The organism is Actinoplanes sp. ATCC 53533, from assembly GCF_003947245.1.
Genome location: NZ_QHHV01000004.1, coordinates 42,614 through 57,831 on the forward strand (window position 1 = coordinate 42,614; position 15,218 = coordinate 57,831).

General features: G+C 70.5%; 10 protein-coding genes and 1 pseudogene. 2 read left to right on the forward strand and 9 right to left on the reverse strand.

Going from position 1 to position 15,218, the window contains the following annotated elements:
* Positions 1 to 2: 2 nt before the first annotated feature.
* The 7 genes and pseudogenes from DMB66_RS01035 to DMB66_RS01065 form a co-directional block, all read right to left on the reverse strand.
* Positions 3 to 1,730 carry a PKD domain-containing protein gene (locus DMB66_RS01035; RefSeq protein ID WP_125802078.1) on the reverse strand — a complete coding sequence of 576 codons (1,728 nt, stop codon included), beginning with the start codon at positions 1,728 to 1,730 and terminating at the stop codon, positions 3 to 5.
* The gene (locus DMB66_RS01040; protein WP_125802079.1) at positions 1,727 to 3,082 is read right to left on the reverse strand and encodes a glycoside hydrolase family 43 protein; all 1,356 of its coding nucleotides are present in this window, start codon (positions 3,080 to 3,082) and stop codon (positions 1,727 to 1,729) included. Before DMB66_RS01040 ends, DMB66_RS01035 begins: the two co-directional genes overlap by 4 nt.
* Entirely contained in the window at positions 3,075 to 5,621 is a 2,547-nt protein-coding gene (locus tag DMB66_RS01045) for a family 78 glycoside hydrolase catalytic domain (protein WP_125802080.1), read from the reverse strand. Before DMB66_RS01045 ends, DMB66_RS01040 begins: the two co-directional genes overlap by 8 nt.
* 323 nt (positions 5,622 to 5,944) lie before the next feature.
* Positions 5,945 to 6,412: pseudogene (locus DMB66_RS65510) on the reverse strand (ATP-binding cassette domain-containing protein); the annotation flags it as partial.
* 1 nt (position 6,413) lies between these two features.
* Positions 6,414 to 8,162, reverse strand: a complete 1,749-nt coding sequence (locus DMB66_RS01055; protein WP_125802081.1) for a dipeptide/oligopeptide/nickel ABC transporter permease/ATP-binding protein — start codon at positions 8,160 to 8,162, stop codon at positions 6,414 to 6,416.
* Complete coding sequence (locus DMB66_RS01060) at positions 8,159 to 9,100, reverse strand: ABC transporter permease (RefSeq protein WP_125802082.1); 942 nt, start codon at positions 9,098 to 9,100, stop codon at positions 8,159 to 8,161. Before DMB66_RS01060 ends, DMB66_RS01055 begins: the two co-directional genes overlap by 4 nt.
* A gap of 14 nt (positions 9,101 to 9,114) precedes the next feature.
* On the reverse strand, positions 9,115 to 10,638 hold the full coding sequence (locus DMB66_RS01065; RefSeq protein WP_125802083.1) for an ABC transporter substrate-binding protein: 1,524 nt from the start codon (positions 10,636 to 10,638) through the stop codon (positions 9,115 to 9,117).
* 215 nt (positions 10,639 to 10,853) lie between these two features.
* On the opposite strand from DMB66_RS01065, the gene DMB66_RS01070 reads away from it, so the two are divergent.
* Positions 10,854 to 11,930, forward strand: a complete 1,077-nt coding sequence (locus DMB66_RS01070) for a LacI family DNA-binding transcriptional regulator (RefSeq protein WP_199751682.1) — start codon at positions 10,854 to 10,856, stop codon at positions 11,928 to 11,930.
* 282 nt (positions 11,931 to 12,212) lie between these two features.
* Here DMB66_RS01070 and DMB66_RS01075 read toward each other — a convergent pair whose 3' ends face one another.
* On the reverse strand, positions 12,213 to 12,626 hold the full coding sequence (locus DMB66_RS01075; protein WP_199751685.1) for a TrmH family RNA methyltransferase: 414 nt from the start codon (positions 12,624 to 12,626) through the stop codon (positions 12,213 to 12,215).
* 375 nt (positions 12,627 to 13,001) lie between these two features.
* The gene (locus tag DMB66_RS01080) at positions 13,002 to 14,153 is read right to left on the reverse strand and encodes a DUF418 domain-containing protein (RefSeq protein ID WP_125802086.1); all 1,152 of its coding nucleotides are present in this window, start codon (positions 14,151 to 14,153) and stop codon (positions 13,002 to 13,004) included.
* Between the two features lie 213 nt (positions 14,154 to 14,366).
* Here DMB66_RS01080 and DMB66_RS01085 point away from each other — a divergent pair, with 213 nt between their 5' ends.
* Positions 14,367 to 15,023: a TetR/AcrR family transcriptional regulator C-terminal domain-containing protein gene (locus DMB66_RS01085; protein WP_158647101.1), complete on the forward strand. Its 657-nt coding sequence runs from the start codon at positions 14,367 to 14,369 to the stop codon at positions 15,021 to 15,023.
* The last annotated feature ends 195 nt before the right edge of the window (positions 15,024 to 15,218 follow it).

A 15,218-nucleotide genomic window follows, 5' to 3' on the forward strand; every position in this document is an offset into this window, starting at 1 on the left:
CCTCAGCGGGGGTGGACGACGACGCGGACCCGATCCAGGTTTTCGACCATGGCGAACGACTCCGCGCGGCCGGACCGGGACGAGGCCACTTTGAGGGACACGTAGTAGGTGCCGGGTTCGGTGAACCGGTGGCTGGCGGTGAGGCCCGCAGTGGCCGGTGTGAAGGTGCCGGATCCGGTGAAGTCCCAGCCGGCGGAGACGATCCTTCCGGCGTCGGGCGGTGTCGCGACCCGGGCCCGGAAGTCGACCTGCTGGCCGGCCTTGACATCGACGCGGTCGCGGCCGCGGACGGTGAGATCGACGACGGGCTGGATGCCGCGCCGCCGGGCGGCCGTCGCCGGGACGCCCACCTGGCCGTCGGTCACCGTGTAACGCGTGGACTGCGGTGGGCGCACGTCGCGCTCGGCCCAGGCCGCGACGTCGCGCAGCGCCTGCTCCACGATCGGGTCGTACGAGACGATCCGGCCGGCCTTGGCCCCGGTGACCGGGCCTTCGAGGTGGTCGGCGTTGTCGTTGTAGTACAGACGGAAGTCGCCCGGGGACTGAACCCGGCGGGCGTACCAGTCGGCGTGCCACGGGTACGCGTCGCTGTCGAGCAGGTTGTCTACCACGATGACCTTGCCGTTGATCCGGCCGGTGTAGGTGCCGCCGCCGGTGACGCTGTTCGCGATCGCCGGGCCGATCAGCAACGGCCGCTGCGGATAGCGGCCGCGCAGCGAGTCGAAGACGTCGTAGCCCTCGCCCGCCGGCGGGACCTGGTGGCGGTAGTAGGAGGGCAGGGCGACGGCCCAGCGATCGCCGGTGCGGGCCAGCTCGGCCCGGACGATGTCGCCGAGCGCCGACTGCTCGGTGCCGAGGTAGCCGGGCTTGGACCAGAAGTCGTCGGCGTACGTGGGATCGAGCTGCTTGATCACGGCGCCGAAGCCGAGCAGGCCGTCCAGCGCCGCCAGGCCGAGAACGTAGTCAGGGTCGGCCCAGGCCTTGAGCGGAACGCCCAGGCTCGTGGCCTCGTGCAGCATCGCCGCCTGCACCGGTGTGAGGCCGGCGTACGGGTTGCCGGAGCCGCCGGGGCGTACGGCGTCCGCGATCCGGCCAGCCACGTCCCGCAGGACCATCCGGGCCTGCGCGCGCACGAAGAAGTTGATCGGGATGGAGGTGGGCACGCCGAGCACAACCGGGACCGCGCCCTCCCACACTCCGGTGGTGTTCTCGATGGCGCCGACGGTCTGGAAGGAGCCACCCGACGGCCCGTACAGGTAGCCGTAAATCCGCCGGGACTCCGACCGGTAGTAGGCGGCCGCCGCGGTCTCGGCGAACTTCGCGGTCGCGGCGGCGTGGCGGTAGCCGCCGGTGCCGCTGGTCTGGACGGTGTAGGCGCCACTGGCGGCCCCGAAGGCGACCGCCCGGTCATAAGCGTTCTCGGTCGAGATCGGGTACGTGTACTGGAAGAACCGGCCCTGCCACTGCCGCGCCGGCGGCAGGTAGATCGTGAACTTGACGTCCGTACCGTCGAAATGCCCGGACACCCGGCGATGCGGGACCGGAGTGCTCAGGTCCTGCTCGCTGTCGATGACAGGGCCGGTGTAGAGCGGGTCGATACAGCCGGGCGTGACCTGAACCGGCCCGCCGGGCGTGGCGGCGGCGCAGTCGGGCGGTGCGGCCGACGCGGCACCGGCCGGGACGAGGATGAGGCCGGCAGTGAGAAGAAGAGAGCTCAGGACAGCTTTCATGTCTGCTCCTGGGGGCGGTAGGTCACCGACCGGACGTGCGGTCCGGCGGTGGCGAGCATGCGGCCGGTGAACCCGGCCGCGACTTCGGTGGAGAGGTAGCGCCCGTCGAGGCGGGCGAGCTCGTGCGAGCCGGCGGACAGGACGATCTCGTCGGGCCCGGCATCGCGTGACGGCGGCGGCACCGCCTCGATCCGCAGGACGGTGTGGCCATCCGCGACGGGGAGCGTGGCGAGGACGGCGCCGAGGTCACCGACGCGGGCCGTCGCCTCGAGCCGGTCGTGGTGGCGGGCCAGGCCGTACGCGTGCCGGTCGTCGATGCGCACCTCGAAGCGGCCCGGGCCGTCCAGCGTCGCCTCGGCGGACCAGCGCAGATCGCGCACCCGGGTGCACCGCAGGCCGCTGCCGTCGGCGACCCAGCGCAGATGCGGCGGTGAGTCGCCGAACACCTCCATGAAGCCGGTGTCGAGCGGTCGGACCTGGTAGCGGTCCTCGTCGACCACCGGCCAGCCGTCCACCCAGTCGATGCCGGCCAGGAACGTCTCCCGGCCCAGGACGTGGAAGCCCGGCGTCCAGCCGCGCGGCCGGGTGCCCAGATAGACGGCGGCCCAGCCGCCGCCCGGCGCGCGGACCAGGTCGGCGTGGCCGGTGTTCTGCACCGGGTGGATGGTGCTGCGGTGGCTCAGGATCGGGTTGGCTGCACAGCCCTCGAAGGGCCCGGACGGGTGTGGGCCGCGCGCGACGGTGACGGCGTGCCCGCGTTCGGTGCCGCCCTCGGCGAGCAGCAGGTACCAGAGGCCGTCGACGGCGTACAGGTGCGGCCCTTCGGCCGCGGCGAGTCCGCTGCCCTGCCAGATCGGGTACGCCGGGGCGAGGAACTTGCCCGACGAGATGTCGAGCGGGGCCTGGCGGATGCCGATCTCGCCCTCCGTGGAGTTCATCGCCTTCCAGGTCAGGTAGCACGTGCCGGCGTCGTCCCAGGCGAGGTCGGGGTCGATGCCGATCGCCTCGGGCACCCGCACCGGCTCGCTCCACGGGCCGGCCGGGTCGTCGGCGGTGACGATCAGCTGGCCGCCGTCGTAGTCGTTGACGTTCGTGGTGACGTAGCGGAAACGCCCGTCGTGGTGCCGCAGCGTCCCGGCGTACAGCCCGGAGGACGCTCGGCCGTCGCCGCGGGCGAACTGGCTGCGGCGGGTCAGGATGTGGCCGATCTGCGTCCAGCGGATCAGGTCGCGGCTGTGCCAGATCGGCGCGCCGGGAAAGTACTCGAAGCTGGAATGGGCCAGGTAGTAGTCGTCATCGACGCGGCAGACCGTCGGGTCGGGATAGAAGCCCGGGATGATCGGCTCAGACATCGGTCGTCGCCCCCTCGGAGCGCGGCACCGGGTCGGCCACGAGCCAGTGGTGGTCGCCGTGCCCGACCGTCACGGGCTGTTCCTGGCCCGGCACGTGCACCTCGGCCGACGCGCCGACCGGCACGCGCACGTCGAGTCGCAGGTGGCCGGCCGAGCGATGCCAGGACACCGAGGCTTTCCCGTACGGGGTCAGATGGGTGGCCGCCGCGCTGGTGAGCTCCGGCGTGGGCCGGGGGTGGACGAGCAGGCGCCGGTATCCGGGAGCGGCTGGCGCCAGACCGGCCACCGTGCGGTGCAGCCAGTCGGCCACCGCGCCCAGGGCGTAGTGGTTGAAGGAGGTCATCTCCCCCGGGTTGATGGTGCCGTCCGGGCGCATGCTGTCCCAGCGCTCCCACACCGTGGTGGCGCCCATGGTGACCGGGTAGAGCCAGGACGGGCACTCGGTCTGCAGGAGCAGGCGGTACGCGACGTCGAGATGGCCCGTGCTGGTGAGGGCGTCGCAGACCAGCGGCGTGCCGACGAAGCCGGTGGCGATCCGGAACCCGCCGTCGCGCACGAGCTCGGCCAGCCGGCGCCCGGCCGCCACGCGCTGCTCCGCCAGCGGCAGCAGGTCCCACTCGATGGCCAGCGCATAGCCGGTCTGCGCGTCGGAGTGGATCCGGCCCTGCGGCGTCACGAAGGCCAGGGCGAAGGCAGCCCGTACTTCTTCGGTCAGCGTGCGGTACTTCTCCGCGTCGGCGGCCCGGCCGAGCAGGCGGGCCGATTCGGCCACGATCCACGACGAGCGGGCGAAGTGGGCGGTGGCCACCACGTCGGGGTCGGCCTTGGCCTGGCCGGGGTGTTCCGGCGGAGCTGTCGGGTCGAGCCAGTCACCGAACTGGAAGCCGCCGCGCCAGAGCCGGTCCGGGCCGGCCAGGGCGGCGACCTTGTCGACCCAGGCGCTCATGCTCGGCAGCTGCCGTTCGAGCACGCCGAGGTCGCCGGTGCGCTGGTAGAGCGTCCAGGGCACGACGGTGGCGGCGTCGCCCCAGGCGGCCGCGGGCGTGCGAGACTCGGGTGCGCGATCGACTTCGGGGACGACGTGCGGCACCGAGCCGTCCGGTCGCTGCTCGGCGGCCAGGTCGGCCAGCCAGGAGCGCAGCAGGCCGGTGGTGTCGTACAGGAAGGTCGCGGTGGGCCCGAAGATCTGGATGTCGCCGGTCCAGCCGAGGCGCTCGTCGCGCTGCGGGCAGTCGGTGGGCAGGTCGACGAAGTTGCCGCGGGTGCTCCAGACTACGTTCTCGTGCAGCTGGTTGAGCTGTGCGTGCGAGGCGGAGAACCAGCCGGTGCGGCGCAGATCCGAGCCGACGACGACCAGCTCGATGTCCTCCTCGCGCAGGACCGGCACTCCGGTGACCTCGGCGTAGCGGAAGCCGTGCAACGTCAGCGAGGGTTCGAGCACCTCGTCGTGGCCCGACAGCACCCAGGTGTCGGTGGCCCGGGCCGATCGCAGCGGCCGGGTGCCCAGTTCCTTGTCCTCCAGCACCTCGGCGTGGCGGACCACGACCGTCGTTCCCGCGGGCAGGTCCCGGACGCGCAGGCGAACCCATCCGACGGCGTTCTGGCCGAAGTCGACGAGCGTCTTGCCGGCCGGGGAGGTCCACACCTTGACCGCGGGCAGCACGCCGGTCGGCCGGATCGGCGGGCCGTCCGGAGCGACGAGCCGCGTCAGATCGCCCTCGACGATGTCGACGCCGGTCGCCGGTGCGTCGTGCGGGCGCAGGTCGGTCGCCTGACCGTCGTACAGGTCGTCGGCCAGGACCTCGCTCGGCCGGGCGTGCCAGGTGCCGTCGGTCGCCAGTACGTGGACGGCGCCGTCGCAGGTGGTGATCTCCAGTTGGGCGAGCAGGGCGAGGCGGTCGCCGTAGATCGCGCGCTGGTTGGACCAGCCGAGCCGGCCGCGGTACCAGCCGTTGCCGAGCACGAATTCCACGGCGTTCTCGCCCGGCCGGATCAGGCTTGTGACGTCGTAGACGTGGTAGCGCAGCCGGTGCTCGTACGATGTCCAGCCGGGCGCGAGGACGGTGTCATCGACGCGGCGGCCGTTGATCGACGGCACGTAGATGCCGTGGGCGGTGGCGTACAGCCGAGCGCTGCGGACCGGCCCGGGCACCTCGACGCGGCCGACGACGACGGGCGCCCGTTCGCCCGGGTCGACCGGGCTGATGAAGCGCGCTGTCCAGTCGACCGTGTCCAGCAGGCCCGCCTCGACGGTGGCCGGTTCGCTCCACGGGCTCCAGTGATCGCCGTCCGCCACCCGGACCTTGACCTCGGCCCGCTCGCGTGAGCGCAACGGCCGGGCCGGCCACGGGACCAGCACCTGCTCGGCGCTGCGCACGGTGAAGACCTCCCCGGCGACCTGGACCTCGTAGGCCGTCTGGCGCCAGCCTTCCTCGGCGCGGGTGACGGTCCACGAGAGCCGGGGAGCGGGGGTGCCGAGGCCGAGCACCGGGCCGGGCTCGGTGCGGTGCTCGAAACGAGGTGCGCTGGGCTGMASCACGGCGCCGCTCGCGCTGACTTGCGCGGGTCGGCGACCGGCGCGGCCATCTGCAGCCGGCGGGTGTATTCGTGCCGCGGTGCGGTCGCGACCTGGTTCGCCGCACCGATTTCGACGATCTCTCCGCGATACAGGACGGCGATGCGGTCGCTGATCTCGTTGACGACGCCGAGGTCGTGGCTGATGAACAGGTAGGCCACCCCGGTCGTCTGCTGGATGTCGCGGAACAGGCGCAACACGCGCGCCTGGGTGGTCACGTCGAGGGCGCTCGTCGGCTCGTCGCAGACGATCACCGCCGGATCCCGGGCGAGGGCGCGGGCGATGGCCACCCGCTGGCGCTGCCCGCCGGAGAACTCCCGCGGGTATCGGTTCGCCGCGTCGGCGGGCAGGCCGACCGCGTCCAACAGCTCTCGCACGCGGGTGCGTCCGCCCTCGACACCGGCCGTGGCCAGCGGCTCGACGAGGATGTCGCCGACCGTCATGGAGGGGTTGAGTGACGAGTACGGGTCCTGGAAGACGACCTGCACGTCGCGGGCGAGCTCCCGGCGGCGGGCCCGGGGGACGTTGCTGATGGTCTCGCCGCGGAACTCGACCGTGCCCTCGCTGACCGGGGCCAGGCCGAGGATGGCCCGCCCGATGGTGGTCTTGCCCGAGCCGGACTCGCCGACCAGGCTCAGGGTCTCGCCGGCGGCGAGGTCGAAGGAGACGCCGCGGATGACGGTGGTCGTGGTCCGCCGGCGGCCGGCGAACCGGACAACCAGGTCGCGGACGCGCAGCAGCGGTTGGTCGGTCATGTCAGATCTCCATCAGCTCGACGCTGCGCGAGGACGAGAGCAGTTCCCGGGTGTACGCCTGTTGCGGGGACTCGAAGATGGCGTCGACGTCGGCGCGCTCGACGATGTTTCCTTCCTTCATCACGCTCACGGTGTCGCACAGGTCCGCCACGACGCCGAGGTTGTGGGTCACCAGGATCATGGCCAGACCGCGTTCCTGGCTCAGTTCGCGCAGCAGTTCGAGGACCTCGGCCTGGACGGTGACGTCGAGGGCGGTGGTGGGCTCGTCGGCGACGATGACGTCCGGGTCGGCGGCGACCGCGCCGCAGATCAGCACCCGCTGGGCCATGCCGCCGGAGATCTCGTGCGGATACAGGCCCATCACCCGCCCGGGATCGGTGATGCCGACCCGGATCAGCAGTTCGGTGATCCGCTCCCGGGCCTGTTTCGCGTCGAGAGTGGTCACCGCGCGCAGCCCGTACGTCAGCTGTTTGCCGATGGTGAAGGACGGGTCCAGGTTGGACATCGGTTCCTGCGGAACGTAGGCGATGCGGCGCCCGCGGGCCGCCCGCATCTTCGCGTCGTCGGCCAGCAGATCCTCACCGTCGAGCAGGACGCTGCCGCCCAGGACCAGCGCCTCGCGCGGGAGGATGCCCAGGGTGGCGAAGGCGATCTGTGACTTGCCGGAGCCGGACTCACCGACCAGGCCGTGGATCTCGCCGCGTCGCACATCCAGGTCGGCGCCATGGACTACTTCCCGGATCTCGCCGCCGGCCATCGGGTAGGCGACCCGCAGTCCCCGGACGGAGAGCACGACGTCGTCCGAGCTCCCGACGACGATCGAGTCCTCTTCCGGCTCCGCCCGCTGGGCCGCCGTCACCGCGGCACGGCGGGCCCGTGGCGACAGTGTCTTGCTGCGGGCCGAGGACTGCAGGACGTCGCTGAGCGCGTTGCCGAGCAGCACCAGGGCCAGGATGGTGAGGCTGATCAGCAGCGCCGGCCAGACCACGGCCCACCGGTTGTTGTAGATGCCGTTGAACGAGTTCTGCAGCACGATGCCCCACGACGCCCCGGCCGGGTCACCGAGGCCGAGGAAGGACACGCCGGCCTCGATGCCGATGCCCGAGGCCAGCACGAACGAGCTCTGGATGATGACCGGCGCCCGTACGGCCCAGAGCACGTGCCGGCCGACGATCCGCAGGTCGGACAGGCCCGCCACGCGGGCCGCGTCGACGTAGAGCTCGTTGCGCACGCCCAGCACGACGTTGCGGACCAGGCGGTAGTAGGTCGGGGCGATCAGCAGGCCGAAGACGGCCATCGCGGCCGCGATGTTCGGGCCGGTCAGGGCGTACAGGGCGATCAGCAGCACGATGCCGGGCAGCGACATGACCACGTCGGAGACGAAGCCCGCCGCGCCCTCGAACCGCCCACGATAGAAGCCGGCCACCAGGCCGCTGGTGACCCCGACAGCCAGCGAGATCACCAGGATGATGGCGCAGGCGAGGACGGTCTGCCGCGAGCCCCACATGAGCCGGGACAGGATGTCGCGGCCGGCGCTGTCCCCGCCGAGCAGGTGCCCGGCGCTGAACGGCGCCGCGTTGGTGGCGTCGAGGTCGGTCTCGGTCGGCGCGTACGGCGCCAGCCACGGGCTGGTCACCGCGACCAGCACGACCAGGGTCAGGAATGCCAGGCAGGCGGCGCCCTGCGGGTTGCGCAGGAGTTGCCGGAACACCCGGCGCCGGGTGTCGCCGACTACGGGTTCGGCGGTCAACGGATCCTCGCCTTCGGGTTCAGCACAGTGGTGGCCAGGTCGCCCAGGAAGTTCACGACCAGCACGATCACGATCGTCACGAGCACGGTGCCCATGACCATGGGCACGTCGTTGACCTGCGCCGACTGGTTGGCCAGCTGGCCCATCCCGGGCAGCGCGAACACCTGCTCGATGAAGACCGCCCCGCCCAGCAGGCCCAGCGTCGTCAGGCTGAGCACGGTCAGACCGGGTCCGGCCGAATTGCGCAGCACGTGCCGGAAGATCACGTGCCGTTCGCTGATCCCGCGGGCCCGCAGCGTGCGGATGTAGTCACGGCCCAGCGTGTCCAGCACCGCGGTGCGGAACTGCGCGGCCGCACTGGCCACCGCGCCGACCAGCAGCGCCAGCACCGGCAGGGTCACCGACTTCGCCCAGCCCGAGACGCTGATCTCGGGCGTGACGTAGCCGGTGGCCGGCAGCACCCGCCAGGCGATGGCGAAGGTGAAGACCAGGACGATGGCGATGATGAACGACGGGATCGCGGTGCCCAGCACGGTCAGGAACTGCAGAAGACGGTCGACCCAGCCGCCTTTGACGGCGGCTGTGACGCCGAGCAGCACGCTGAGCACGATCGTCAGGAGCAGGGTGATGATGACCAGGGCGAGGGTGACCGGCACCCTCGACGAGAGCGCGTCGGTCACGGACTGACCGGTGTAGAACGACTCGCCGAGGTTGCCGGTGACCGCGTCGCGCAGCCAATGCCAGTACTGCACCAGCAGCGGCCGGTCGAGACCGAGGGTGACGACCTCACGCTGGACGTCCTCCTGCCGGGCGTTCAGGCCCAGCACCGCCCGGGCGATGCCCTCCCCGTTACCGAACATCAGCGTGAACGTGGCGAACGTGACCACCAGCAGCACGGCCAGCGAGCGCGCGAGGTTCTTCAGCAGCGTGAGCGTCATCGCACGTCTCCCGGCTACTTGAAGTCGCGCAGCTTCGGGGTCAGCGCCTCGACGTCCGAGACGTGGTCGATCTTCACGTCCGGGCTGTGCGCGTAGAACCCGTCGGGGTTGACCATCGGCGCGAACCAAGCCTGCGCGACGATGTACTTGTTGATGTCCTGCTGCGCGGTCTTGCGGGTGGCCTCGTCGCCGGTGAGGATCTTCTTCCACAGGCCGTCGACGGTGGCGTCGGGTTGGTGCTCGAGGTTCCAGTAGCCGGTCGAGCGCACCACGATGTCGATGTCGAGCAGCGACTGGCCGAAGTTGCCGAGCTGCCACAGAACCACCGGGTAGGTGCCGCTGAGCAGGTCACCGATCGCGTTGGCACCGGAGAGCGGCACCTGCTTGACCTTGATGCCGAGCAGGCCGAGCTGCTGCGTCACGTACGGCATGAGGGTCTCGTGGTTCTGACCGGCCATGGTCGGCAGGCTCAGGTCGAAACCGCTCGCGTAGCCGGCCTCGGCCATCAGGGCCTTGGCCTTGGCGACATCGAAGGGGTACGGGTCCGTCATGCCGTCGAGGTACGCGTCGCTGCCGGGCCGGAAGATCTGGTACGCCGGTTTGCCGTGACCCTGGTAGAGGTTCTTCACCATGGCGTCACGGTCGAAGACCATGTTGATCGCCTGGCGCACCTTCAGGCTGCCCAGAGCCGGGACCTTCTTACCCAGGTGATCGGTGAGCAACAGGCGCGTCGTCTGGCCCTGCATCGCCACCATGTCCAGGCCGGAGGCCTTGACCTCGTTGTAGCTGGCCGCCGTGATCAGCGAGCCGTCGACCTGCTTGGTCTTCAGGGCGCTGACGGCCGCGGTCTCGCTCTCGATGACCTTCAAAACCAGTTTCTTGTACGGGTAAGCGGCAGTGTTCCAGTGGCTCTCGTTCTTGGTGAACGTGTATACCGAGCCGCGGGTGGTGGCGGCTTCGTCCAGGACGTACGGGCCGGATCCGACCGGTTTGTCGTTGACCTTGCCGGAGTCGAGCAGCGCCTTGGTGGTGATCTTCGGGTTGCAGACCCGCTGAATGATCATGGGCTGCGGGTCGGGCCATGTGAGGGTGATGTTCTGCGCGTCCGGAGCGTCGGTCTTGAGGCCCTTGTAATCGCCCTGGGACCCGCCGTGCGAGGTGAGGTACTGGAAGGTCGCCGCGATCGCTGCCGAGTCGACCGGTGTGCCGTCGGAGAACTTCTGGCCCTCGCGGATGTGCGCGGTGAACGACTTGTTGTCGGCGCTGACCGACCACTTGTCGGCGATGTCGGCCTCCGGCTTGCCGAAGGCATCGCACTTGATCAGGGTGTCCCAGATGGCTTCCGGTCCCCAGCCCTGATATCCCGGCTGGTTCGAAGGATCCCAGCCGGTGATGTCGGCCGACATGGCAAGCGTGAGCGTGTTCTTGGTGGCGCCGGCGGACGACTCGGCACCCGGCGCCCCTTCTCCGGTGCACCCGGCCAACAGCGCGGCGAGCGCCACCGCCGAGACGGCGAGTGCTGACTTACTGCGTCGCATGAGGAACTCCTTCGAGGGTGCCGCAGACGGGGCACTCGGGCTTCGAGGGGAGGAACGTTTGTGCAACGTTCTACGCGGCACTGTAGGGACGTGCGTCACAGCCCGTCAATAGCCCTGCCGAAACCCCTGGGTAACTATTTTGAAACGAGCCAATTATCGCGCCGACTCTTCGTAGAACGTTGCACAAAGCCCGAATTGTCAGTACGCTCCGCGACGTGGCAGACCCCGAGGGAACCGAACGCACCACCATCCAGGACGTCGCCGCCGCCGCCGGCGTCTCAGTCTCGGCGGTCTCGAAGGTGCTGCGCGGCGCATACGGAGTCAGCCCGCAGATGCACACCCGGGTAACCGCCGCGATCGACCGGCTCGGCTACCGCCCGCACACCGGCGCACGGGCGATGCGCGGCCGCACGTACACCGTCGGCGTAGTCCTCGTCGAACTCACCTCGCCGTTCCAGACCGAGGTGGCCAAGGGCATCAGCGACGCGCTCGAAGACACGCCATACCAGGACATCCTCGTCACCGCCGGCGCGACCCCCGAGCGCCAGAAAAGCCGCATCGAGGCCCTGCTCGACCGCCACGTCGACGGGCTGGTGCTGATCGCGCCCTGGATCGAAGTCGGGTGGATCGAAAAGATCGCGCAAGCCCTCCCGGTGGTAGCCGTCGCCCTGCACGGCACTCCCCGCAACTTCGACACCGTCGTCGACGATGAACGGCTGGGCGCCCAGCTGATGGTCGACCATCTCGTCACGGCCGGGCACCGGCAGATCGCGCACACCAGCTTGCCGCGGGCCGCGTTCGAGGACACGTTCGTGCTGTCGCACACGGCCCGGCGCCAGGGGTACGAACAGGCGATGCGCGGCCACGGCCTCCGACCGGACGTCATCGAGACCTGGCTGTCGGAGGAGGGCGGCCATCAGGCCGCCCAGCAGGCCTTCGATCGGGCCCGCCCACCGACCGCGATCTTCGCCGGGGCCGACATCGCCGCGTTCGGCGTGCTGCGTGCCGCCGAGGAACGCGGGTTGCTGGTGCCGGAGGACGTGTCGGTAGCCGGCTACGACAACATCTACACCTCCACGATCAACCGGGTCTCCCTGACCACCGTCGACCAGTCCGGCCACGGCACGGGCGCGGAAAGCATCCGTCTGCTGCTCGAACGTATGGAAGGCCGCGCCCAGCCCCGGCAATTCGTCGTGTCCCCGCACCTGGTGACCCGCCGGACCACCGCGGCCCCGTCCGGCACCGGGATCAGCAACCGTGGGCGCACGGTCAGGGGCGAAGGAGAATCTTGAGTGCCTCATGCTGGCCCATGGCCCGGATCGGCGTCCGGGGTCTGCTCGAGGCTGACCGTACGGTCGAGACATCGCCGGGCTTGACACCCGTCACTGTCCGTGTGCGTGGACAGGCTCGATGACCCACTTTTCGCCGGCGAAGCGCCAGAACAGCGAGACGGCTTGCGAAGCAGGACGCACGATCCGATCGTCCCGGCCCGTTGCGGTGCATTGTTCTGCCGCCGACCGAGCGCCGTTGGTGAGTCGGCCGGTTTGCGCCGGCGGTCGGCGTTCGTGTTGTCGTTACAGCAGTCCGGCGAGCTTGTACAGCACCAGCGACCCGGCGACGGCGACGTTGAGGCTGGCCCCGGTGCCGACCATCGGGATCTCCACGGCATCATCGAGGAGGTCGAGCGCCTCGGGCGGGATGCCGGTCGCCTCGTGCCCGAGCACCATGATGGTCCGGCGCCGGGCCGCAGGCAGGTCGGCGAGCCGAATCGCTTCGTCGGCCAGTTCCACCCCGAGGATGCTCGCCCCGGTCTGGCGTTCGTCGGCAAGCCAGCGCAGTGGACTGCCCACGCGGTGTACGCAGGCGGGCTGCCGCAGCGTGTTGCCGCGGGCGAGGGCCGCGTCCACCCAGCCGAACGGGGGCACCGCGAGGCAGGCCCCGACCGCGTCACAGGTGCGCAGCAGCGTGCCGAGGTTGGCGTCGTGCATGGGCCACAGGGCTGCCGCGACGAGATGTCCCCAGCATTTGTGCCGGCGAGGACGCCGGGCCGAACGGATCTCCCGAGGGGTCCGGACCCGGATCGCGGGTCTCACCGCAGGGGAGCAGACGCGCTCCAGCTTTCGAAGATCATGTGGGACGTGCTTCTCGGCGCACGCGAGCCATCGACAAGCGGTGGGTAATTCCGATCAACAGGATACAGCGTCGCACTGAGCCACCAAACCGAGATCAGGCGACCGGATTTGCCGCGAACCGCTCGGCAAACCGGTCGTCACACGCCGTCAAGCCGCTTCGACAGTCCGCAGGCTCGTGCGGCCCCGGACCTGGGTGAAAGGTCACCCATATCCAGCGCTGGCGGATCCGAATCACCTGAGTTTCCGCCCGCCGTAGGTCCAGGCGCGCAGCACCCCTTCGACGGGGCCGTAGCGGAATCGGCGCATCCACCAGGCGCTGGCCGCCAGCTGTACCAGGAAGATCATCACCGCGATCGTCAGCGTCTCCGCCGGTGACGTGCGGCCGGCGAGGCCGAGCCCGACACCAGTGAAGACGAGCACGCACAGCAGCGACTGGCCGAGATAGTTCGTCAGTGCCATCCGTCCGGCCGGCGCCACCACGTCCGCGATCCGCGTGCGCCGCTGGAAGAACCGGAGCAGCGACGCGGCGTACGCGGCGGCCAGGAACGGCGCGGTGATGATGCTGACCATCAAGCCGGTCAGGTTGGCCGTGCCGGCACCGACCGCGAAGATGACCGCGCCGGCCAGTCCGATCGGATAGCCGGCGCGCTCGCAGCGGCGCAGCAGATCGCGGTGCGCGGGCACGTCGGCGAGCAGGCGGTGCTTGCCGGCGGCGAGACCGACGAGGAACGCGGCGAACGCCAGGGGCCCCTGCACGGCGAGCCCACCGAGCATGGCCGGCATTGAGCGCAGATGTTCCACGACGACGTCACCGAACCCGCCCCGCAGAGCCAGGGTCGAGCGCGCGCCGGCCTCCACCGCCCCGTCCGCGACCAGGGTGACGTCGAGGACGGCGGCTACCCCGACCGCGAACCCCATCACCCCCACGATCGTCGCCGCCACCGCTATCGCCGTGTGGGGCGAGATCCGCCGGACCACCAGCAAGGCAAGAACAAGCAGCGCGTACGTGGTGAGGATGTCGCCGTGGAACAGCAGCACCGCGTGCAGGACGCCGAGGACGAACAACCCGGCGAGCCGCCGCAGGAACGACGGCACGAACGCCGTATCGCGCCGGGCGGCCGAGTCGAGCTGCAGGGTGAAGCTGTAGCCGAACAGGAACGAGAACAGCAGGTACGCCTTCATCGCGAACAGCAGCTCGACCGCGCCGGCGACGAGGCGGTCGAACGTGCCGTGCGCCGGATCCTCGACCAGATGGAACGAGAACCCGGAGCTGAAGAACGCGATGTTCACCAGCAGGATGAGCAGCAGCGCGCTGCCCCGCAACGCGTCCACCACGGTGATCCGTGCACTGTCGACAGTGTTTTCGATCGATGACGGTCTCATAGGAGCAAGACTCGCGGCCGTCGTTGCCGCCGTGGAGTACTTTCGTCACACGATCTGTCGTGACGAAAGTCGGCGGAGGTGCCGATCATCGGGTGTGCCGAGTGCGGAGGCGACCTCCCCGCGGGCGACGGCCGGGGGCGGCCCCGGCGATACTGCTCGCGCCGCTGCCAGGCCCGTGCCTATCGCCGGCGCCGTGACGACGGTCGGCCGAGGGTGATCCCTGCGGCTTCCCGGCACGACGCCGAGAGCCTGGTCGCCCTGGCGGTCGTGCTCGCCGACGAGGCCGGGCTGGAAGCCGTCTCCGTACGGGTTCTCGCCGCGCGCGCTGGCCTCCCGGTCCATCTGCTCTACCGTCAGGTGCGCAACCGCGCCGGCCTGCACGCCGCCATGGCCGAGCACGTCATCGCCGAGCGCACCCCGCGGCCCGCGACCAGGCCGGGTGATCCTCGGGCGCATCTGCGCCGGCTCGCCCACGAGGAGTGGGCCATGTACCGCCGGCATCCCTGGTTACTGATGGTCCTCGCCACCGACCGGCCACCCACCGGCCCGGCCGTCCTGGCCATGGTCGACCGCGTCGTGGCGGTGCTCGCCGAGGCCGGCTTCGATCCGGCCGAGGCGTTCCGGGTCTATCTCGTCCTCAGCGGCTACGTGCAAGGTATGGCGCTGCTCATCGACCGCGACCCGGGCGGCGCTGGCCGCGGCGCCGAGTCCCGTGCGTGGCGCTCGGCTACCCGGCGCTGGCTCGAGGCGACCGGCAATCTCCAGCGGCGACCCTGGCTCGCCGCGGCCGGCCGGACCGACCCCGGCACCGACCTCGATGCCTGGTTCGAGTTCGGGTTGGACCGGATGCTCGCTGGCCTGCTCCCGTGATCCGAAAGGCCTCAGCCGCGCAAGCCGACGACCGCGATCAGGCCGTCGGCGAACGTGCGGCGTCAGTGTCTCGAAGAACGGCGCTGGGAGCACCGTACGCTGGGCGACCGATACCGAAATGCACGATCTCAGTCGGGAGAGCATCGGCGATCGCCGCCGGCAGGAGTACCGGCGACAATGGCGATGTCTTCCGTG